Annotated in this window: 21 protein-coding genes and 1 tRNA gene; 9 read left to right on the top strand and 13 right to left on the bottom strand. The window is 64.9% G+C overall.

From position 1 onward, the window contains the following. Positions 1-3: 3 nt before the first annotated feature. Together VF617_RS06445 and VF617_RS06450 are read right to left on the bottom strand one after the other, a co-directional pair. Complete coding sequence (locus VF617_RS06445; protein WP_331014049.1) at positions 4-135, bottom strand: hypothetical protein; 132 nt, start codon at positions 133-135, stop codon at positions 4-6. A 216-nt stretch (positions 136-351) separates the two neighbouring features. Further along, entirely contained in the window at positions 352-1,950 is a 1,599-nt protein-coding gene (locus VF617_RS06450; protein WP_331014050.1) for a peptide MFS transporter, read from the bottom strand. Between the two features lie 155 nt (positions 1,951-2,105). On the opposite strand from VF617_RS06450, the gene VF617_RS06455 reads away from it, so the two are divergent. From VF617_RS06455 to VF617_RS06465, 3 genes are read left to right on the top strand one after another with little or no spacing between them, the layout of a single operon-like run. Next, a complete protein-coding gene (locus tag VF617_RS06455) occupies positions 2,106-2,693 on the top strand; it encodes a nitroreductase (protein WP_331014051.1) in 588 nt (195 codons plus the stop codon). 18 nt (positions 2,694-2,711) lie between these two features. Beyond that, on the top strand, positions 2,712-3,068 hold the full coding sequence (locus VF617_RS06460) for a GntR family transcriptional regulator (RefSeq protein ID WP_331014052.1): 357 nt from the start codon (positions 2,712-2,714) through the stop codon (positions 3,066-3,068). Positions 3,069-3,070: 2 nt separating this feature from the next. Next, positions 3,071-3,370: a putative quinol monooxygenase gene (locus VF617_RS06465; RefSeq protein WP_331014053.1), complete on the top strand. Its 300-nt coding sequence runs from the start codon at positions 3,071-3,073 to the stop codon at positions 3,368-3,370. On the opposite strand, the gene VF617_RS06470 is transcribed toward VF617_RS06465, so the two are convergent. Then, positions 3,367-5,073 carry an acyl-CoA dehydrogenase gene (locus VF617_RS06470; RefSeq protein ID WP_331014054.1) on the bottom strand — a complete coding sequence of 569 codons (1,707 nt, stop codon included), beginning with the start codon at positions 5,071-5,073 and terminating at the stop codon, positions 3,367-3,369. The genes VF617_RS06465 and VF617_RS06470 overlap by 4 nt on opposite strands. Here VF617_RS06470 and VF617_RS06475 point away from each other — a divergent pair. Further along, complete coding sequence (locus tag VF617_RS06475; protein ID WP_414713970.1) at positions 5,072-6,070, top strand: L-threonylcarbamoyladenylate synthase; 999 nt, start codon at positions 5,072-5,074, stop codon at positions 6,068-6,070. The two genes, VF617_RS06470 and VF617_RS06475, sit on opposite strands and share 2 nt — an antisense overlap. On the opposite strand, the gene msrA is transcribed toward VF617_RS06475, so the two are convergent. Beyond that, positions 6,067-6,612 carry a peptide-methionine (S)-S-oxide reductase MsrA gene (gene msrA, locus VF617_RS06480; protein ID WP_331014056.1) on the bottom strand — a complete coding sequence of 182 codons (546 nt, stop codon included), beginning with the start codon at positions 6,610-6,612 and terminating at the stop codon, positions 6,067-6,069. The two genes, VF617_RS06475 and msrA, sit on opposite strands and share 4 nt — an antisense overlap. 82 nt (positions 6,613-6,694) lie before the next feature. Between msrA and galE the strand changes: the two genes are divergently transcribed. Beyond that, entirely contained in the window at positions 6,695-7,687 is a 993-nt protein-coding gene (gene galE / locus VF617_RS06485; protein ID WP_331014071.1) for a UDP-glucose 4-epimerase GalE, read from the top strand. 270 nt (positions 7,688-7,957) lie between these two features. Here the strand turns inward: galE and VF617_RS06490 are convergent, their stop codons facing one another. Continuing rightward, positions 7,958-8,689, bottom strand: a complete 732-nt coding sequence (locus VF617_RS06490; protein WP_331014057.1) for a phosphatase PAP2 family protein — start codon at positions 8,687-8,689, stop codon at positions 7,958-7,960. 84 nt (positions 8,690-8,773) lie between these two features. After that, a complete protein-coding gene (locus VF617_RS06495) occupies positions 8,774-10,852 on the bottom strand; it encodes a TonB-dependent receptor (RefSeq protein WP_331014058.1) in 2,079 nt (692 codons plus the stop codon). Positions 10,853-11,106: 254 nt separating this feature from the next. Here VF617_RS06495 and VF617_RS06500 point away from each other — a divergent pair, with 254 nt between their 5' ends. Continuing rightward, positions 11,107-12,597 (top strand): YadA-like family protein, encoded by a 1,491-nt coding sequence (locus VF617_RS06500; RefSeq protein WP_331014059.1) that lies wholly within the window; start codon positions 11,107-11,109, stop codon positions 12,595-12,597. A 119-nt stretch (positions 12,598-12,716) separates the two neighbouring features. Here VF617_RS06500 and VF617_RS06505 read toward each other — a convergent pair. Together VF617_RS06505 and folK are read right to left on the bottom strand one after the other, a co-directional pair. Beyond that, positions 12,717-12,792, bottom strand: a tRNA-Lys gene (locus VF617_RS06505). A 13-nt stretch (positions 12,793-12,805) separates the two neighbouring features. Beyond that, the gene (folK, locus tag VF617_RS06510) at positions 12,806-13,282 is read right to left on the bottom strand and encodes a 2-amino-4-hydroxy-6-hydroxymethyldihydropteridine diphosphokinase (RefSeq protein WP_331014060.1); all 477 of its coding nucleotides are present in this window, start codon (positions 13,280-13,282) and stop codon (positions 12,806-12,808) included. 23 nt (positions 13,283-13,305) lie between these two features. Here folK and VF617_RS06515 point away from each other — a divergent pair, with 23 nt between their 5' ends. Further along, complete coding sequence (locus VF617_RS06515; protein WP_331014061.1) at positions 13,306-13,920, top strand: uracil-DNA glycosylase; 615 nt, start codon at positions 13,306-13,308, stop codon at positions 13,918-13,920. On the opposite strand, the gene VF617_RS06520 is transcribed toward VF617_RS06515, so the two are convergent. From VF617_RS06520 to VF617_RS06535, 4 genes are all read right to left on the bottom strand, one after another. After that, positions 13,889-14,287, bottom strand: coding sequence for a GFA family protein (locus VF617_RS06520; protein ID WP_331014062.1), 399 nt, complete (start codon positions 14,285-14,287; stop codon positions 13,889-13,891). The genes VF617_RS06515 and VF617_RS06520 overlap by 32 nt on opposite strands. Before the next feature lie 169 nt (positions 14,288-14,456). Then, positions 14,457-15,323 (bottom strand): N-carbamoylputrescine amidase, encoded by an 867-nt coding sequence (gene aguB / locus VF617_RS06525; protein ID WP_331014063.1) that lies wholly within the window; start codon positions 15,321-15,323, stop codon positions 14,457-14,459. Continuing rightward, positions 15,324-16,316, bottom strand: coding sequence for an agmatine deiminase family protein (locus VF617_RS06530; RefSeq protein WP_331014064.1), 993 nt, complete (start codon positions 16,314-16,316; stop codon positions 15,324-15,326). Next, complete coding sequence (locus VF617_RS06535; RefSeq protein WP_331014065.1) at positions 16,316-17,938, bottom strand: M28 family metallopeptidase; 1,623 nt, start codon at positions 17,936-17,938, stop codon at positions 16,316-16,318. Before VF617_RS06535 ends, VF617_RS06530 begins: the two co-directional genes overlap by 1 nt. Before the next feature lie 147 nt (positions 17,939-18,085). Here VF617_RS06535 and VF617_RS06540 point away from each other — a divergent pair, with 147 nt between their 5' ends. Beyond that, entirely contained in the window at positions 18,086-20,056 is a 1,971-nt protein-coding gene (locus VF617_RS06540) for a S9 family peptidase (protein WP_331014066.1), read from the top strand. A 93-nt stretch (positions 20,057-20,149) separates the two neighbouring features. Here VF617_RS06540 and rpsD read toward each other — a convergent pair whose 3' ends face one another. Beyond that, a complete protein-coding gene (rpsD, locus tag VF617_RS06545; RefSeq protein WP_331014067.1) occupies positions 20,150-20,764 on the bottom strand; it encodes a 30S ribosomal protein S4 in 615 nt (204 codons plus the stop codon). A gap of 178 nt (positions 20,765-20,942) precedes the next feature. Here rpsD and VF617_RS06550 point away from each other — a divergent pair. Next, positions 20,943-21,232: chorismate mutase (locus tag VF617_RS06550; protein ID WP_331014068.1), on the top strand; the 290-nt coding region annotated here is incomplete at its 3' end.

Here is a 21,232-nt window from a genome sequence, read left to right on the forward strand (position 1 = left end):
GCGCTAGCTGATCCTGCGCCAGACGCCGGCGGCCAAGGTGCCGAGCGGCTGGTGCGCCCCGGTCTCGGCCAGCCACAGCAGCGTGCCTGCGATCAGCGCGGGCGCCGCCAAGCGACCAGCCCGCCCCTCCGGCAATCGGCGCCGCGAAGGACAAATGCGACGTGCGCACCTGCCAGCCCCCGCCAAGGCTGGGACGAGCGCGATCGGGCGATCAGCGGCTGGAACCCGAGGAACGCCCTTCGCCGATCCGCTCGACAAGCGGCTTTCGCAAAGGATGCGAGAGGAGGAAAGGGAGGCCGGTAAATGCCCGGCGGCTGCGATCAGCGGCTCCGTTGCATCCTCCGCTGTGCCTCAAAGCGTCTCGTTCGTCGTGCGCGTCCCTGGCGCGGCTGGCTCGGCGAGCTGGGATTCGCCCGCCAGGCCGTGGCCCGCTTGATCCCGGCCGATCGTGTCTAGATGCATCAGCTTCTTGATGAGCCAGCTTACCGGGATCGCGACCACGCCGATAACGATGATGTACCAGCCGATCGACTGATAGACTTGGAGGACATGATCCGCGTCCACGCCCTCGCCGCCGGTCGCCTGGGCTATCTTGGCGGCCAGGAAATTGCCCGCCGCCGTCGAGAGGAACCAGGTGCCCATCATCAACCCGACCATCGAACCGACCGACAGCCTTGTCATGCTCGACAAGCCTACCGGAGAGAAGCACAGCTCGGCGGTCGAATGGAGCAGGTAGAGCAGGATCACGAAGATCATCGGAGTCATTTCGCCGCCGGTGCCCGCGCCCGCGACCAGCACCAGGAAGCCAAGCCCGATCTGGATGAAGCCCAGGGCGAATTTGAGCGGGGCGCTCGGCTCCAGGCCGCGCTTGCCGAGCCAGGTCCACAGCACCGCGAATAGCGGCGCCAGCGTGATGATCCAGAAGCTGTTCACCGACTGGAACCACGATGCCGGCATTTCCCAGCCGAAGATGTGGCGATCAACGCGTTCGTCGGTGAACACGTTGAGCGACGAGCCGGCTTGTTCGAACAACGCCCAGAAAAGCGGGCACAGCGCGATCAGGTACAAGGCGGCGAAGATGCGGTGGCGATCGACTCGCGGCAGCGTGAACACGGCCCGATACAGAATGAACCCGACCACCAGCAGCCAGAAGACGCTCAATATGCCGCCCACCAGATCCTTGTCGCGCAGCAGCAGGAATGAAACGCCGACCGCGGCAACGCCACCGAGATAGATAAGCCATTCGCGCGAAATGCCCGCCCCCGTGCGCGCGCCGAGCAGCGCCGGGTCTGCCGGCGCGCCCGCGCCATGCAGCTCGCGCCGAAACAGGACGAACACGACCAGCCCCAGCAGCATTCCGATGCCCGCCGCGCCGAAGCCGTAGGACCAGCCTACGCGCTCGCCGAGATACCCGACCAGGATGGGTCCGATGAAGGCGCCCAGGTTGATGCCCATGTAAAAGATCGAAAAGGCGCCATCGCGCCGCACATCCTGGCGCGGATAGAGCTGGCCGACGAGGACCGAGATGTTGGCCTTGAGGAAGCCCGTGCCGACGATGATGAAGGCGAGCCCCAGATAGAAGCCGTTGAGATAGAAGCCGTGCTCGCCCGATGGCCCTTCGACCAGGGCGATCATCAGATGCCCTATGGCGATGAAGATGCCGCCCGCGAGGACGGCCTTCCTCGCGCCGAGATATCGATCGGCCAGATAGCCGCCGATCACCGGAGTGATATACACCATCGAGGTGTAGGCGCCGTAGACCGCGTAGGCGGGGTCCTTGTCGAACAGGAAGTGCTTGGTCAGGTAGAAGATCAGGATCGCGCGCATGCCGTAATAGGAAAAGCGCTCCCACATTTCGGCGAAGAACAGCATGTAGAGGCCGCGCGGGTGCCCCAGAAATGTCTTCGCATCAGCGGGGACACCGCTTCCTGCTGCTGCCGTGCTGGCCATGCGACCCGTAACCCCTTGTATCCGTAGCTTGAAGCCGATGCAGGTCACCCTAACGGGGTTTGCCAGGCTGTGAAGCCCCATCGGTTGCAAATGCAACGAGTTGGGAATGGGAATCGCGGAATTTGCGGGGGACGCGGGCCGCGCCTAGATGGCCCATGCTCAATGACCGCTCCACGCCGCTTTCGCTCCTCAAGACCCGCCGCTCTGGCAAGCCGCGCGAGATGGCCGCGCCTGGCCCGGCCCGCGACCAGTTGCTGGAGATGATCGAGATCGCCGCGCGCACGCCCGATCACGGCAAGCTCTTTCCGTGGCGCTTCGTGGTGGTGCCCGACGAAGCGCGCGATGTGCTGGCCGCGAGGCTGGGCGAGATCCTGGGAGCTGAGAAGGCAGACTGGAACGATCGCGACGTAGAGGCGGCGGGAGAGTTCGCACGGCAGGCGCCCGCATTGGTGGTCCTCCTGTCTTCGCCGATCCATGGGCATAAGATCCCAGTCTGGGAGCAGGAGCTTTCGGCGGGAGCCGTGGCGATGAACCTGCTCCATGCCGCGCATGCGATGGGCTTTGTCGGCGGGTGGATCACGGGGTGGGCGGCGTATTCGCCGGGCGTAACGGCCCTGTTCGCTCGGGAAGGTGAGCGGATCGCGGGCTTCCTATTCATCGGCACCCCCACGCGTCCGCTCGAGGAGCGCCCGCGTCCCATACTGTCCGAAATCGTACACTTTTGGGGTGGACGCGGCGGTTAATTGGTGTATTATAGCAGCATGACAGCGCTCGAGCATGACGACAGCCCGGTGTATCTCAAGCTGCGTGCGATTATCGCCGCGGCGATCCTGCGGGGCCAATATCGCGCCGGTGATCAGCTCCCCTCCGTGCGGGCGCTGGCCGCCGAGCACGGCGCCAATCCGCTGACCGTGGCCAAGGCGTATCAAAGCTTCCAGGACGATGGCTATGTCGAGGTCCGCCGCGGCGTGGGCATGTTCGTATTGCCGGGCGCGGTCGAGCGGCTGCGTGTCGCCGAGCGTGAGCGCTTCCTTACGGGCTATTGGCCGCGGGTGAAGGATCATATCGCGCTGCTCGGCCTCGACGCCAACGAACTGCTGGGCCGCGAGCTGGCCTGATCATGATCGTGATGACGGGCAGCTTCCGCATACCCGCCGACAAGGTAGATACGGCGCGCGCCCATATGACCGCGGTCGTGAAGGGCACGCAGGCGGAGGACGGCTGCCTCCATTACAGCTATGCCGAGGACGTGACTGATCCCGGCCTGATCCACGTTACCGAGCGCTGGACGAGCCACGAAGCGCTCGATGCGCACCGCACGGCTCCGCATCTGGCGGACTGGCGCGAGATGTTTGCCGAACTTGGCGTGTCGGAGCGCAACCTGACGCTTTACGAAACCGACGAAGGCGTGATGCTCTAGACGGCAAACGCCTCCGCATCCGCGGCGTACAGCAGCTCCGCCTTCGCCATCGCTGCCGCCTTCAATCCCATCGCTTCCGGCACGATCTGCTCGACATAGAAGCGGGCGGCCGCCTGCTTCATCTTGAGGAACGCGGGATCGCCTTCGCTGCGCGCGGCGATGCGCCCGCTTTGCTCCATCAGCCAGCCGCACACCGCGATCGATAGCATCGTCAGGAAGGGATAGCTCGCCGCCAGCCGGTCGTCGGTTTCGGAAGCGAGCAGGTTGCGCGCAACTTCCTCGCACGCATCGATCAGGCGCAGCAACTCGGCGTCCTCGGCGTCGCCGCGCATCTCGGCGAGGAGCGCGAGCAACGTTGCGCCATTGTCCATGCTCAGCTTCCGCCCGACCAGATCGGCCGCCTGGATGCCGTTGGTGCCCTCGTAGATCGGGAAAATGCGCGCGTCTCGGAAATGCTGGGCGGCGCCGGTCTCTTCGATATAGCCCATGCCGCCATGAACCTGGATGCCGAGCGACGCGACTTCGTTGCCCAGATCGGTGGCATGGGCCTTGGCGAGGGGAGTCAGCAGTTCCAGCCGGGCCTTTGCAGCGGCATCATGCGGCGCGCGGTCGAGCTGCCCGAAGGCGTAATAGACGAGCGCGCGCGCCGCCTGGGTCTGCGCCTTCATGCGCAGCAGCATGCGGCGGACGTCCGGATGCTCGATGATCGCCACGCTTTCGCGGTTAGGGGCGCCGGCGCGGGCGGATTGGATGCGATCCCGCGCATAAGCGACGGCGCGCTGCGTTGCGCGCTCGGAAACTTCGACGCCCTGCAGGCCCACGTTGAGCCGGGCATTGTTCATCATCGTGAACATCGCGACGATGCCGCCCATTTCCGCGCCGATCAGTTCGCCCCGGCAATCGTCATTGTCGCCGAACGAGAGTACGCAGGTGGGCGAGGCGTGGATGCCCATCTTGTGCTCGATCGAAACGGTGCGGACATCATTGAACTCGCCTGGCGCGCCGTCTTCGGTGAGTCGATATTTCGGCACGAGGAACAGCGAGATGCCCTTGGTGCCCGCCGGCGCACCCGGCGTGCGGGCGAGTACCAAGTGGACGATATTGTCCGCCATGTCGTGATCGCCGAACGAAATGAAGATCTTTGTGCCCTTGATCAGGAAGCTGCCGTCGCCTCGGGGCGTAGCGGTGGTGCGCAGCGCGCCGACGTCCGAGCCCGCCTGCGGCTCGGTCAAGTTCATCGTGCCAGTCCATTCGCCGGTCGCGAGTTTGGGAAGATAAGCGTCCTGTTGTTCCCGGCTGCCGTGATGGACGAGCGATTCGATCGCGCCGACGGTCAGCATCGGAGCAAGCGCGAAGCTGATATTGGAGGTGCCCAGCGTCTCGATCACCGCGGTGGCGAGGCTCACCGGCAAGCCCTGCCCGCCATAGGCCTGCGGCGATCCGATCGTGCCCCAGCCGCCCTCGACATAGGCTTTGTACGCCGCCGCGAATCCAACGGGCATCACCACGCCCTGCTCAGTCCATTTGGCCCCGACTTCGTCGCCTATGCGCTCCAGCGGCGCCCATTCGCCCGTGGCGAACTGGCCGACACCTTCCAGCACCGCATCGATCAGGTCCGGCGTCGCCTCTTCGGAAAGCTCGCCGAGGCGGACGATATGCTCGAGCACGAAGCGCTGCTCGGCGATGGCGGGAGTGAAGGTCATGAATCCTCGCTTGTCGGCGTGTCGGCAGCCCTATAGCGCCGCACGGGTGAACCCGACAAATCCCCGCATCTTACCCTACGGCGAGGCCGCGATCGTCGAAGCCGCGCGCGTGATTGCCGAAGGGGGATGTGTCGCGATTCCAACCGAGACGGTCTACGGACTCGCCGCCGACGCCACCGATTCGCGGGCGGTGGCGGGTATTTATGCGGCCAAGGGGCGGCCTTCGTTCAATCCGCTGATCGTGCATGTGCCCGATCTTGCCGCTGCCGAGCGGATCGCGGTATTCGACGATGCGGCGCGCGACCTGGCCGAATGGTTCTGGCCGGGGCCGCTGACTTTGGTGTTGCCGCTGCGCGGGGATAGCGGGATCGCGTCGCTGGTGACCGCCGGGCTTGATACGATCGCGATCCGGGTGCCGGCGCACCGGGCGATGCAGGCGCTCCTTGCGGCGTGCGGCGTGCCGCTGGCGGCGCCTTCGGCCAATGCCAGCGGGGGAATCAGCCCGACGCGGGCGCCGCATGTCGCGGCGAGCCTGGCGGGGCGGATAAAGCTGGTGATCGACGATGGCGCGACGCCTGCGGGGGTGGAATCGACGATCGTGATGGGCGTGCGCATCTTGCGGCCCGGGCCGTTGACCGAAGCCGAGCTGTTCCCCTGCGAAGGCAGGGGCCTAGCCTTGAACTCCGAGTCTGGGCCCCTGCCTTCGCGGGGGATCACGGCGCCCGGACAACTCGCCAGTCATTATGCTCCGTCCAAGCCGCTCCGGTTGAACGCGACCGACAGCAACGGCGAATGGCTGATCGGCTTCGGAGCGGTGGCCGGTGACGATACGCTCTCCGCAACCGGCGACCTCACCGAAGCCGCCGCGAACCTGTTCGACGCGCTTCACCGCGCCGATTCATCCTCGGCGCCCGCGATCGCCGTGGCGCCCATCCCCGAGCGCGGCATCGGCGTGGCGATCAACGATCGCCTCCGCCGCGCCGCTCACCGGGATTAGGCCGTCTCGCCAGCCTTAGTCCGCGCGGCGAAACTCTTGCGGAGCTTGCGCAGCTTGGGCGGAATCACTGCCAGGCAATAGGGATTGCGCTGGCCTTCGCCCGACCAATATTCCTGGTGATATTCCTCCGCGGGCCACCATTCGGCCAAGGGCTCGATGCTGGTGACGATGGGCGCGGGCCAATCGGGTGCGGCACGCTCGATGGCTTGCCTGGCTTGGGCTTCCTGCTCGGGCGAATGCGGGAAGATCGCCGAGCGATATTGCGTGCCCACATCGTTGCCCTGGCGATTGAGCTGGGTCGGATCGTGCGTGCCGAGAAAGATATCGAGGATCTCGCCATAGTTGATCTGGTCGGTATCGAAGCTGACGCGGATCGCCTCGGCATGGCCGGTCGTGCCGCTGCACACTGCCTTGTAGGTCGGATTGGCCACCGAACCGCCGATATAGCCGCTCTCGACTCGCTCGACGCCGATCACGTCGTTGAACACCGCCTCCGTGCACCAGAAACATCCGCCTGCCAGCGTCGCGGTCTCGATTGCCATTAACACAGCTCCTTGCTTACCGGCCCAAGATAGGATTGAGCGGCGGAACGGCAATGCGAGGCCAGGAAAGTCGGGGATGACGATGCGCGACGGAACGGTGATGGTAACGGGCGGGGCGGGCTATATCGGCAGCCATGCCGTGCTGGCTTTGCTCGATGCGGGCTGGAAGGTCGTGGTCGTCGATAACCTGGTCACCGGATTCGATTGGGCGGTGGACAAGCGCGCGACGCTGGTGGTCGCCAATATCGAGGACGATTCCAAGGTCCGCGCCGCGATCCGCGAGCATCGGGTGACTGCGATCATGCATTTCGCCGGATCGGTGGTGGTGCCCGAAAGCGTGAGCGATCCGCTCAAATATTACCGCAACAACACGGTCGCCAGCCGCGCGCTGATCGAGAGCGCAGTGGCCGAAGGCGTCCGCCACTTCATCTTCTCCTCCACCGCGGCTACCTATGGCATTCCCGAAGTCGTGCCGGTCAAGGAGGACAGTCCCAAGCTGCCGATCAATCCCTATGGCATGTCCAAGCTGATGACCGAGGTCATGCTCACCGACGTCGCCGCGGCGCACTCGATCAATTATTGTGCGTTGCGTTATTTCAATGTCGCGGGCGCCGATCCGCAGGGCCGCTCCGGGCAATCCACGGCGGGCGCGACGCATCTGATCAAGGTCGCGGTGGAAGCGGCGACGGGCAAGCGCGAGAGCGTCGGCGTGTTCGGCACCGATTTCGCGACGCCGGACGGCACGGGGGTGCGCGACTATATCCATGTGACGGACCTGGCGGCGGCGCATGTGGACGCGCTCGACCTGCTGATCGCAGACCCTGCAAGGAACCACATCATGAACGCGGGCTATGGCCGTGGCTTCTCCGTGCTCGAAGTGCTCGACGCGGTGGACAGGGTGACCAATTTGAAGATCAATCGTAAACTCGAGGGCCGCCGCGCGGGCGATCCCGATGCGCTTGTCGCGGACAATTCGGCCATCCTCGCCGCGCTGCCATGGCGGCCCAAGAACGACGATCTAGATCAGATCGTCCGCGATGCGCTGGCGTGGGAGCGCAAACTGGCCGAGCGCTAATCGCGCTCGCGCTGGTCGGTAAGCTGGCGCGTCCTGGGCCGCATCATGATCGCGTCCCATGCCCGCTGGTATGCGCGGTTTCGTCGCCGCCTGGCCAGACGTCGTTCTTCCCGCTGTTTTTGCGCGCGAACGCGATGCGCCACGTACGAGGCGATAAGGGCTGTGCTCGCCGCAATCGCCAATAGCATGATCATGCAAAGTGCCCCTACCAACCTGCTCCCATCCTCCCCAGATCGGTTTATTGTGCAAGTGCGAAAAGAACACTCGGACCTATGCGGAGGGCAAGGGCCTGCGATCGAGCAGGCGCAGCTCGATCCACCACCACAGCATCGCCCAGCCGCTGCCGAACACCCAGCCGGCGAGCACGTCGCTGGGCCAATGGACGCCCAGATAGACGCGGCTGACGCCGATCGCTCCAGTGAGCAGCAATGCCGCACCGAGCACCAAAGCGCGCATGTGGCGATCGGGGAGCACGGGGAAAAGCAGGGTAGCCAGAGTGAGATAGACGATCGCGCTGTTCGCGGCGTGGCCGCTGGGGAAGCTGTGCGACACTTCGACCATCAGCCGATCGACGAGATCGGGCCGGGCGCGGCTGACCAGCGCCTTGATCAGCGTGATGACGAGCGAGCCGAGCGTGGTGGCGAGCAGGACGAGCACGACGCTGCGTATCCGCTCACGCAGGCCGAGGAAGATCGCAGTCACAATAATGACGAAAGTCAGCACGGTGCCGCTGCCCAGGGCGGTTATGTCGCGCATCGCGGAGGGGAGCCAGGCGGGACCGGCCGGAATTGCGGGATGGCCGGGCACGCGCATCGCCAGCATGATCGCGCGATCGATCGCGCCGCCACCGCCTTCGGCGACTTCGTGGCCGAACCAGATCAGCAAGAGGAGCAACGCCGCGGTCGCCGAAGCGGCGACGATTGGCCAGGGCACGCGGCGTGATGCCGGGCGTTCAGGGCCGGAGATGATGGTTGGTTCGTCCATCTGGCTATGGTGGCACATGCCGTTCTCCTGCGAAAGCAGGAGTCCAGGCTAGTGGACGCAATGCTTTTGGCTCTGGGCTCCTGCTTTCGCAGGAGAACAATTTCAGATCTGCAGCCGCGCCGTGACGCGGATGTCCCGCCCGGCCAGCGGGGCGTAATCCTTGAGCACGCTGGCATGCCTGCGCGCCTCGACATCGAAAATGTTGTTCGCCGAGAGCGAAAAGCTGGTGCCCTCCGCCCCCCAGGGCTTCCACGCGACCGACGCATTGACCAGCGTGTGGCTCTTGGTCGGCGTTTCGAACCCGGCGACGCGGCGTTGCGCGAAGCTGCGCTCCGCCTCCACGCGCAGATCGAGCTTGTCCGATTGCGCCTCGAGCCCGCCGAGCAGGCGGAGCGGCGGGATGCGCGGCGCGGGGCCGGCGCCGATCACATTGGCATGGACAAAGTCAGCGAGGACATCGGCGTTTACCGCGAAATTCTTGACCCTGCCGATCCGCGCCGATCCTTCGGCCTCGAATCCGTAATAGCGCGCATCGGCCTGGTAATATTGAAAGACGGGCAAGTCGTCCTTGGTCGCCCCGGTGGGTGCGTCGTAGATATAATCCCGAAAATGATTGGCATAGGCCGCGGCGGAGAGGCTCCAGCCATCGCCCGAGCCCTTCAGCGTGGCTTCCACGCCCCAGGCGCGCTCGGTGGTGAAATCGGGATTGCCGATCTCGAAAGCCTGAGTTCCGGCATGCGGTCCGTTGGCGAACAATTCCTCGGGCGTCGGCGCGCGGGCGCTGCGCGAGACGTTGACGCCCAGCCGCAGGCGATCCGCGATCGCATAGCTCGCGCCCAGCGAGCCCGAGACGCTGTCGAAGCTGCGATCGTAAGCCGGATTGCCGATGTCCGCATCAGCCTGGGCGACCAGGTGGTTGTGTTCGTAGCGGAGCGCCGCTTCAGCCTTCAGCGCGCCGAAATCGAGCGACTGGAGGGTGAACACGCCATATTGATGCGCCTCGTTACGGGGCAGGAACTTCTCGTCGCCGACGATGCGCAGGTTGCGCGACGAGAATTGCGCACCGCTCACGCCTTCCCATTCCCCGTGCGATTCCTGGACGAGTTCAAGCCGGCCTTCCTGGCCCTGGCTGTAGAAAGTCGTGCCCACCGCGCCGGTATCGTCAATTTCGGAGTGCCGGTAATCGGCTGCGGCGAGCCGCATGCGAATCTGGTGGATGCCCGCGGTCTCCGTGGTGACTTCGCCGCGAAGGTCGAACCGCGTCTGCTTGGCGTGGAGGCGGACCTGTTCGGATTCGGCTGCGGGATCGAGCGAATAGCGCACGGGCACGCCATAGAGGCTGTCATAATGGCCCACCGAAAAGCCCAGATTGCCGCGCGCATCGACGATCGCCGCGCCGCCCGCCACATCCCAGGTGCGCGCAGCCGTGTTGGGCACGCGGCCCTTGAGGCCGGCAAGCGCCCGGATATCCGCATTTCCGCTCGCCAGCGCCTGGCTGCGTAGTTCGCGGCTGAGCACGAAGCCGCCGGTGCGCTGGTCGCCCGTCCTGGTGTAGCTGCCATCGGCGTGGAGCAGCAGCTTGCCGGTGAGCGGGACATCGGCGGAAGCAGAGGCCGCGCGCTCGTCCGACGCGCTGCCATAGCTCGCGATGCCATCGAGATGCACGGCTTCGTCGGGCATCCGGCGCGGTATGCGGCTGTCGATCACATTGACTACGCCGCCGATCGCCGAGGGGCCGAACAGCAAGGCAGTCGGGCCGCGCAGGATTTCGACACGGTCTGCCGTGAGCGGATTGATGATCGCGGCGTGATCGGCCGAAGTGTTCGACACATCGATGCTGCCGATCCCGTCGACCAGCAAGGGCGCGCGTGCGCCGACAAAGCCGCGCAATACGGGGCGCGAGGCATTGGGGCCGAACGCCGTGGAGGAAACGCCCGGCTGGCCGGCCAGCGTTTCGCCGATCGTGGGGCGCATGTCGCGCGCAAGTTCTTCGCCGGCAATCACCGCGATGCCGCCGAGCACATCGGCGGTATTGCGGGCGCGGCTGCCCGTGACGACGATCTGCGCGTCTGGCTGCGCATGGTCCTGGACGCCGGCAGGGGCCGGTTTGGCCGGGATGTCGTCAGCGCTGGCGGGCAGGGCGAACAAGGTGGCCGAGGCCAGCAGGAGAGGTTTCAGCATAATGTCTTCCCGGGAAATGTGCTGCGCTGCAATAGCTGCGATGATATATAGTATCAATACGGTTCGCCGCGACTGCGTCTCGCTTCATCGCAGCTAATTCACTGGGTCTCGCCAACGCCAAAGTCCAGCGAGGGCGCGTGATCAGGCCGATCCGCCCCCTAACCCTCGAAGAGAACTGGAAAAACTCCACTCGACACCGCCTCTCGCCGCATGCGAAGCTTGCGCTTTCGCCATCGAAAAATCGGGGGTCCCACGTGCGCACCATCACCAGAATTCTTCTCGCCACAGCCGCAACCATCATCGCGCCCGCCGCCGCCCATGCGCAGGCTGCGGTGATCGTCAACGATACCAAGTGCGACGGCTTCGCCGGAATCGCGGCGGACAAAGCCAATTGTCCCGTCGTGGGGTACCGCGAGACAAAGGTCCTCAGTCAGACGATTACGACATTAACGGGTAATAACAGACGGATAACGGGTGAATATGACGTATATTTCGGCGGCACGTTTTGGAATAACGGAAGTAATTTCCATACCAACGGGATCGTCAACGGAACCGTCAGGTACACTGGTATATTGAATCAATACACATACAACACCACGACAGTCCCGTCCGGATTTCCCTATACGGACGGGTCTTACCCTGTGTTCCAATTTTATAAGGACGTCAGGGATATATCGCTGACATATCTCGACTATCGTAATACATTGCGGCTATCATATCAGGGCGTTTCTAATACTCCCTTCGTTGTGTCTACCCCCAACCCGACTGCGATTGCCAACGGTAATACTGTCGATATTGTTGGTAGGTGGGTGCAAACGAACGAGAACGCCTTTGAGGCGGGCGTGGCCGGCGGCACCGCATCTGCGCTTGCGGTCGCTCCTACCTGGGGCAGTGAGGGACCCCTGTACCTGCAGCCTGCTATCACGTCGGTCACTACGACTACCAGGCTCGATTATTCGGGCCTGCTCGCGCCGAAGATCGAAGTCACCGGCGGCGGCATCAACATGGGCAATTCGAAGATCAGCAATCTGCAGGCGGGCACTGCTTCCAACGATGCGGTGACGATGGCGCAATTGCTCGCCGCGACCAGCGCTTCGGCGCGCGGGGAATCGGTCGCGCAGGCGCTCGGCATGATGCCCTCCAGCGTCGCGGAGGCGCAGTACGCGCTCGCTTATGCTGTAGAATCCGAGCAAGGACAGACTCAGATGGGCGCGCGGGCTCAGGCGATCGACACCGATACGCGCGCTGCGCTGGACGCCGAAGCGGCGCTCCGTGCTTCGGCCGATACCCGGCTCGAAGGTCAGATCGGCCAGGAGGCCGCAACCCGCGCCGCGGCCGATGTGTCGCTGTCGCAGCGCGTGGCCGCCAGCGAGGCGAGCAATACACAGCTGGCGACCGGCCTGGCGAACGAGACTTCCAGCCGCATCGCCGCCGACATGGCGCTGGCGACCCAGGTGGGTGCGTTGGGAAGCCGCCTCGATCAGATGGACTCGCGCCTAGACCGGCTTGATGACCACATGGCCAGCTCGACGGCGGTCGCGGTGGCCCTGGGCGGCGCGACGTTCCTTCCGGACAAGCATTTCAACCTGACCGCAAATGTGGCGACCTATGACGGCGCGCATGCCGGCGCGTTTCAGTTCGGCGCGCTGCTCACGCCAAATGTCGCGGTGAATGCGGGCGTCGCCACCGGCTTCAACCGCAGGGGCAAGACCGCCGGGCGCGCGGGGTTCACGATCGGCTGGTAACCGGCGGGCGGGCGGGCTTCAGGGCGCGCCCGCCGCCTTGCATGCGTGGCAGCTTTCCCGGACCGGCCCCGTGATGGCAACGCTTCCGAAACGACGCGGTTTGCCGTTCTAAGGCAAGGTGGTGGGCTCGCCGGGATTCGAACCCGGGACCTACAGATTAAAAGTCCGTTGCTCTACCGACTGAGCTACGAGCCCGCACCAAGGCGGCTCAACTAGGGGCGCGGCGGGGGGCGGTCAACCGGGCGAAAAGCTGGCGGACCGTGTGTCCCGTAATGGGGTCGCGCCAGCCGGGGGCGATTGTGGCCAAGGGGCGCAGGACGAAATCGCGGGTGCGGAAATGCGGGTGGGGGACAGTGAGCCCTTTATCGCCCCATGCCCCGCCGGACCACAGGACGATGTCCAGGTCGATGGCGCGCGTGCCCCATGCGCGCCCCCGGCGACGGCCGAACTGGTGCTCCATCGCCTTGAGCCGACGGAGCAGGGCAGGGGGATATTCGTGCGTCTCGATAATCGCCACTGCATTGGCAAAGCGCCGCTTGGAAGGGCCAAGCGGCGGCGTCTGTATGATCGGCGAGACCGCAAGCGGCGCGAGCAATGCCAGCGCGGCCGCGACTTCGCGCTCCGGCGATCCGTGCCGCCCGCGCCGGTTGGACCCCAACGCGATCACATAGCTTGTTGTGGTCACGCCGCAGGGCCTATCGCGCGGGAATGGATGCGCCAAGCCTGGAACCCCATCGCGATTGCCCGCTCTGTCCGCGGCTGGCGAGCCTTCGCGAACAACTGCGCGTCGAGCAGCGCGATTGGTGGAACGCGCCGGTGCCCGCGCTGGGCGATCCGCAAGCGTGGCTGGCGATCGTCGGGCTCGCGCCGGGCAAGCACGGCGCCAATCGCACCGGTCGGGCGTTTACCGGAGACGCATCGGGCGACTTGCTCTTCGCCACGCTGGCGAAATTCGGGCTGGCGGAGGCAGGTGAGCCGAAAGGAGTGTTGATCGTCAACGCGGTCCGCTGCCTGCCGCCCGGCAACAGGCCGGAGCCGCTGGAAATCCGCACGTGCCGGCAATTCCTCAGCGGCCACCTCAGCGCGCCCGTCACGATCGCGCTTGGCCAGATCGCGCACCAATCCGCGGTAAAGGCCATGGGCGGCCGGCTGCCCAAGACTCGGTTCGCGCACCTTGCCGAGCATCGCATGCCCGATGGGCGTATCCTGATCGATAGCTATCATTGCTCGCGCTACAATCAGAACACCAACCGGCTGACGGTTGAGATGTTCGAAGCGGTGTTCGCGCGGGCTATTGCCCTTGGGAAGCAGGAAGGCCGCTGATGTCGAGCGCCCATGGCAAAGCCGATCCGCACCAGATCTGGCGGACGGGGGGCAGCTGGGCGCGCTGATCGACAATGCCCAGACGGAGCGCGAATACCTGCTCGTCGCCCAGCGTCGTCGCGTAGATCGGCGAGCCGCAGGTGCCGCAAAACGCCTGGGCGCGCTTCGTGCCGCTATCCGCCGTCTTGACGTAGATGGCTGGTACGCCTTCCAGCCTGAGATGCTCCGCACGGACCTGGATCGAAGTGCGCCAGGGCGATCCGCTCAGCTTCTGGCAATCGCCGCAATGGCAGACGCTCACTCCCGCCGGATCGGCCTCGGCTTCCAGTCGAATGGCGCCGCAATGGCAGGAACCCGTCAGATGCATTGCGCGAGCATAGAGGTTTGCCATCCGCCGCGAAACCCGCCGAGTCCCGGCACCCGCGAAAATTCAACGAGCTGCCCACGGCCGAAGCCTTTTTACGCAGTGCTGCGCATCGAGGATGGCTGCGAAAAGCTGGTCCGGGTGCGCGATCAGCGGCGCGGCCCCCGCTGAGCTAGATGTCCTCGACCAGCCGGCCGTAAAGCTCTGGCCGCCGATCGCGGAAGAAGCCGAAGGCGGCGCGGTGGCGCTTGACGCGCGCCAGGTCGAGCGTCGCGGTGATCACGCCCTCTTCCTCGCGGCCCAGCTCTGCCAATATGTCGCCGCGCTCGTCGGTGATGAAGCTGGTGCCGTAAAAGGTCTGTCCGTGCCCATCCTTCCCGCCTTCCGTGCCGATCCGGTTGGCGGCGACCACGGGCACCACGTTCGACACCGCATGGCCCACCATCGCGCGGCGCCAGAGGCGGGCGGTGTCGAGGCTGTCGTCATGCGGCTCGCTGCCGATCGCGGTGGGGTAGAAGAGGATCTCCGCGCCCATCAGCATCATCGCGCGCGCCGTCTCGGGATACCATTGGTCCCAGCACACGCCCACGCCGAGCGTGGAGGCGGCCGGGCCCTCCCACACCTTGAAGCCGGTATTGCCGGGGCGGAAATAGAATTTCTCCTCATAGCCCGGCCCGTCCGGGATATGGCTCTTGCGATACACTCCGGCGACCTTGCCGTCCGGGCCGATCATAGCGAGGCTGTTATAATGATGCGGGCCATCGGCTTCGAAGAAGCTGGTCGGGATATGGATTTTCAGCTCGGCCGCGAGGGCCTGCATCGCCAGCACCGCCCTGTGCTGGCCGACGGGCCTGGCGTTGGCGAACAGTCCCTCATCCTCGACCCGGCAGAAATATTCGCCTTCGAACAATTCGGGGGGAAGCACGACCTGCGCCCCGCGCGCCGCGGCCTCCCGGACCATGCGGCTCACATTCGCAATATTGGCGCCGATGCCGTCGGTGAAGGCAAGCTGGAGCGCGCCGACAATGATCTCGGTCATTTATTGCTCCGTCGCGCCGGCCAAGGCCGGAATTTGCTGGGATATGCAGTGGAAGCTGCCCCCGCCGGTGAGGATATGATCGGCGCGCTGCCCAACGATCTTTCGGCTTGGAAAGAGCCTGGCCAGCGCTTCGATCGCCGCGTCGTCATTCTCCTGGCCGTAAAGCGGAACGACGACTGCCGCGTTGCCGATATAGAAGTTCATATAGCTCGCGGGGACGATCTCTTCCGCATGATCGAGCACGCGGCCGGGGGAGGGAAAAGGCACGACTTCCACACCGTGGCGCTCGGCGCGCATCCTGGCGTCCTGATAAACCCGCCAATTGGGATCGTTGTCGGCCGCGACCGGGATGAGCAGCCGGTTCCTGCCGACGAAGCGGGCGAGGTTGTCGACATGGCCGTCGGTGTGATCGTTGATCAGTCCGTCGCCGAGCCACAGCACGTCGAGATAGCCGAGATCGGACTTGAGCCGCGCTTCCACCTCGGTTTTGGAAAAGCCGGGATTGCGGTTGCGGTTCAGCAGGCATTGTTCGGTGGTCACGGCCAGCCCGGTCCCGTCGCCTTCGATCGCGCCGCCTTCCAATATCCAGTTATGGCTGGCGACGGGGAAATGCTCGCGCCGCGCGAGGCGCAGGCCGATATTGTCGTCCCCCTCCAGATCGAACTTGCCGCCCCAGCCGTTGAACTCGAAATCGTGCGCGGTGCGGTCTCCGCCGATGATCGCGGCAGTGTCGCGCAGCCAGATGTCGCCGAAGGGCTCGATCACCACACGCGCATCGGGGCCGAACGCGATCTTCGCCGCCGCGGCCGCTTCCTTGTCGGCGGCGACCAGGATCACCTTTTCGCCAAGACCATCGGCATGCACCGCACGCGCGAACGCGGCGACTTCGGCGCGCGCGGGCTCCAAGTCGTCGAGCCACAATTCGGGATGGCTGGGAAAGCCGATCCACACTGCGTCATGCGGCGCCCATTCGGGCTTTGGCGGGAGCATCATTACTTTACGCCAGCCCGGCTCTTGTCCCGAATGCCGCGGAATTCGGCATCCGGATACCAGTTCGGCCAGGCGTCGCCATCGGCGAGCGCGCGGCCCATTGCGTAATAGATGTTGAGGTCCGAAAGCGCGCCGCTCCAATCCCAGTTCGCATCATATTCGTCCTGCGGCTTGTGATAGCGCTTCATCGTGTAGCTGATGACCGCTGCGTTGCCCGCCTCCTTGCCGCCATTGACCATGTCGTTGCCGCTTCGGCCCGCCAGCATGGGCACGCCTAGCTTGGCGAAGCTGAAATGGTCCGAGCGGTAATAGCCGCCCGCCTGGGGATTCGGTTCGGGCAGGATGACGCGGCCTTCCGCCGCCACGAATGGCTTCACCAGATCCTCGAGTTCGGATTTGCCTGCGCCGAGCAGCACGAAGTCCCGCGTCTTGCCCAGCGTGTTCAGCGAATCCATGTTGACCCCGCCCACCGTCTTTGCGAGCGGATAGACCGGGTTCTCCGCATAGAATTTGGAGCCGAGCAGGCCGGACTCCTCAGCGGTTACCGCCAGGAACACCAGGCTGCGCTTGGCTCCCCCCGCCTTTTTGTGCGCCGAGGCCAGTGCGACCAGTCCGCCGATCCCGGACGCATTATCGACGGCGCCGTTGCAGATATCGTCGCCATCCACTGCGTCGCAGCGGCCGAGATGGTCCCAGTGCGCGGTGTAGAGCACGACTTCGTCGGGCCTTACGGTGCCGGGTAGGATGCCGACAACATTCTTGGACGCCTGTCGCTTGATGGCGTTATCCCACTTCACCGACGCCCTGAGGCCCAACGGAACCGCCTTGAAGCCCTGCTGCCGCGCCGCGGCTTCCAGCGTCGAGATGTCCTTGCCCGCGCTGGCGAAAAGCGCCTTGGCCGAGCCGTTGGTGATCCAGCCTATGCCCAGGCTCTGGTCCATCTTGTCGCCCGGCGTGTCCTGCTGAAGCTGCGGCCCGGTCCAGGAGGACTGGACGACGCCCCATTCATAGGATGCCGGGAAAGTATCGTGGACGATGAGCGCGGCCGCGGCCCCCTGCCGCGCGGCTTCCTCATATTTGTAGGTCCAGCGGCCATAATAGGTCATCGCCCGGCCGTTGAACGGACCGGTAAGCCCCTCGGTCATCCAGTCTGGATCGTTGACCAGGATGACGACGGTCTTCCCCTTCACGTCCACTCCCGCATAGTCGTTCCAGCCGCGCTCGGGTGCGTTGATGCCATAGCCGACGAAGACGACTTCGCTGTCCTTGAGCTCGATCCGCGGTACGACCCGGTACGTGCCGATCACCATATCCTTGCGATATGCCAGGCTGACGGGTGACTTGCCGCCGCTGAACTCGAGATTGGAAACGTTCTGCGCGCTCAATTCGACCAAGGGCACATCCTGGAACCATTGTCCCTTGTTGCCGGGCTGGAGGCCGGCCGCTTTCATCCGGTCGACGATCGTGGCGAGAGTCTTTTCCTCGCCCGGCGTAGTCGGCGCGCGGCCTTCATATTCGTCAGCCGAAAGCGTCCTGGTCACTTCCTTGATCGTGTCGAGCGAAATGCCCTGGGCGGAGGCGGGGGCGGCAGCCAGGAGCAGGGCAGCGGTGAGGGCAGGGCGCATCGAAATCTCCAAGGGCGGACGCGCGACTTTGGCAAGGCTGGCACAGAACCGCAACCGAGCATCCATGTGCGGATTGATCTATGGTGCGAAGTAACTATCCTGCTGTGAAGGGGATGTTTTCGGGGGATTTGCGTGAATAGAGTTTCGATGGCGGCGTTTGCCGCCTCCTTATCGTGCGTAGCGCCCGCGGCGGCGCAGAGCCTTCAGGCCCAGCAATTCGGCGCGCGCGAGACCGTGCGCGATGTGAGCATCTCGCCAGATGGCCAGCGGCTGGCGATGCTGATCTCGAGCGGAAAGCGCGGCACTGGCCTGGTGGTCGTCTCGCTCGACGGGCAGATGAAGCCGATCCTTAATTATCCCGGCGAACAGCCCGTGCGCCTGGCGAATTGCAGCTGGTCGACCTTTGAACGGCTCGTCTGTACGCTCTATGGAATCGTTTCGAACGAGGGCAAGCCAGCGGGAATGACGCGGATGATCGCCGTCAACGCGGATGGCTCCAACTTGAAGGAGCTCAGCGCACGGCAGGGGACCCGTGATCTGTATGAGCGCTTCTATGGCGGCGACATCCTCGATTGGCTGCCCGACGAAAGGAGCAGCGCAGTGCTCATGCTGCGCCATTTCGTACCGGAGCACGGCACGGGCACGTTGCTTGCCAGTTCGCGTGAAGGACTCGGCGTCGAGCGCGTCGATACTGTCACTCTTAAGCGCTCGATGGTCGAGCCTCCGCGCCCGACCGCAACGGAATTCATTACCGACGGTCATGGCACTGCGCGCGTGATGGCGACGCGGGCACGGCTGAGCAGCGGCTATTCCAGCAACGAGCGCGTGTACAAATATCGCCGCCCGGGCGGCAAGGAATGGGAACCGCTGAGCACGGTCGTCGAGAACGGCTACGCGACCACCGGCTTCGACCCATGGGCCGTCGATCGCGACCTCAACGTGGCCTACGGCTTCGACAACCTTGACGGGCGCAAGGCGCTCTACAAGATATCCCTCGACGGGAGCCTGAAGCGAGAACTGGTCCTCGCGCGCCCCGATGTCGATATCGACCGGCTGGTTCGGATAGGCCGCCAGCGCCGCGTGGTCGGCGTGAGCTATGCGACCGAGCAGCGGCTGGTCAGCTTCTTCGATCCCAGGCTTAAGGCACTGACCGGCTCGATTGCCAAGGCGCTGGCCGGAACTCCGGTCGTCAGCGTCCAGGATGCCAGCCTCGACGAGAACAAGCTGGTGATCTTCGTCGGCAGCGATCTGGATCCGGGCCGCTATTATGTGCTCGACCGCGCGACCAAGAAGATGGCCGAAATCTCGCCGGTTCGTCCCGAACTTGCCGGCGTCAAGCTCGCTGCGGTCAAGCCGATCAGCTACAAGGCGGCGGACGGCACGATGGTCCCTGCCTACCTGACATTACCGCCCGGCAGCGACGGCAGGAATCTGCCTGCGATCGTAATGCCGCATGGAGGTCCTGCGGCTCGAGACGAATGGGGCTTCGACTGGCTCTCGCAATTCTTCGCGGCGCGCGGCTATGCGGTGCTCCAGCCCAATTATCGCGGATCGAGCGGCTATGGCGAGAAATGGTTCCGCGACAACGGCTTCCGCTCGTGGAAGCTGGCGATGGGCGACGTCAATGATGCCGGGCGCTGGCTCGTTTCCGAAGGGATATCGTCAGCGGACAAGCTCGCCATCGTCGGCTGGTCCTACGGCGGCTACGCGGCGCTGCAATCGAGCGTGCTCGACCCGAATGTCTTCAAGGCGATCGCGGCGGTAGCACCGGTAACCGACCTCGACGCGCTGCGGGACGAGATGAAGGATTATTCGAGCGATGGCCAGGTGAAGGACATCATCGGATCGGCGGCGCTCTGGAAGGAAGCATCGCCCGCGGCCAATGCCGCGCGGATCAAGGCGCCGGTGCTGCTCTTCCATGGCGACCTCGACCTCAACGTGGCGATCGGCCAGTCGCAGACCATGGCTGCGAAGCTGCGCGGCGCGGGCGGCAAGGTCGAGCTGGTCGAGTATAAGGGCCTGGACCACCAGCTCGACGACAGCGCAGTCCGTACCGAAATGCTCGACAAGATCGACCGCTTCCTGCGCACGTCGATGGGTTTGCCGGCGATGCCGTAAAGCAAAGAAAAGGCGGCCCAGGGGAGGGACCGCCCTTTTCCTGTTTGCGTTCACGTCGCAGCGAAGCCGCGCCGCCGGTCGCTGCAGCGCGAATCAGCGGCTGTAGAACTCGACCACCAGGTTCGGCTCCATCTTCACCGGATAGGGAACCTCATCAAGGGTCGGCACGCGAGTGAAGGTGATCTTCGAGGCGCCGTCCGGCACCACATAATCGGGGATATCCCGCTCGGACAGGCTCTGCGCTTCCATCACCAACGCCATTTCCTGAGCCTTGGGAGCCAGCGACACTTCTTCGCCGACCTTTATGCGGCGCGAGCCGATGTTGCACTTCTCGCCGCCTACCCGGACATGGCCGTGGTTGACGAGCTGGCGGGCCGACCAGATCGTCGGCGCGAACTTGGCGCGATAGACGATCATGTCGAGGCGCTGCTCGAGCAGGCCGATCAGGTTCTGGCCGGTATCGCCCTTCATGCGCGAGGCATCCTCGTAGCTGCGCTTGAACTGCTTCTCGGTAATGTCGCCGTAATAGCCCTTGAGCTTCTGCTTGGCGCGCAGCTGGATGCCGAAGTCCGACATCTTGCCCTTGCGGCGCTGGCCGTGCTGGCCGGGGCCATATTCACGCTTGTTAACCGGGCTCTTCGGGCGACCCCAGATGTTCTCGCCCATCCGGCGGTCGAGCTTGTGCTTGGCGCTATGGCGCTTCGACATATGTATTCCTTGCAATATCGAACAACGTTGGTCCCGGTATCGCTCTACTTGCTCCATGAGGAGGGCAGGGCCGCCGCTTCACCGGGGTGCGGAGCCATTGCGAACGCGGGCGCCTACCCGCGGGGCGGGCTCAAGTCAAGCTGGACAGCGCGGGAGGACGCCGCCAGAGGCTGCCGCCATGACCATCCTATCCGGGCCCGATTGCACGACCATGACCGAGGTCCGCGCCGGCGTCGACCAGGTCGACCGCGACCTGATCGCGCTCCTCGAGCGCCGCTTCGCGTACATGGACGCGGCGGCACGGATCAAACCGACCCGCGACGCGGTCCGCGACGAGGCGCGCAAGGCCGCGGTTGTGGGCAATGCGCACGCCGCGGCGGTGGAAGCGGGGCTGCCGGCAGACGACATCGCGGCGCTGTGGGACGCGCTGGTGGAAGCGTCGATCGCGTACGAGATGCGGGCGTTCGA

Origin of the sequence: Sphingomonas sp. (genome assembly GCF_036388215.1) — a bacterium.
Taxonomy (GTDB): domain Bacteria; phylum Pseudomonadota; class Alphaproteobacteria; order Sphingomonadales; family Sphingomonadaceae; genus Sphingomonas.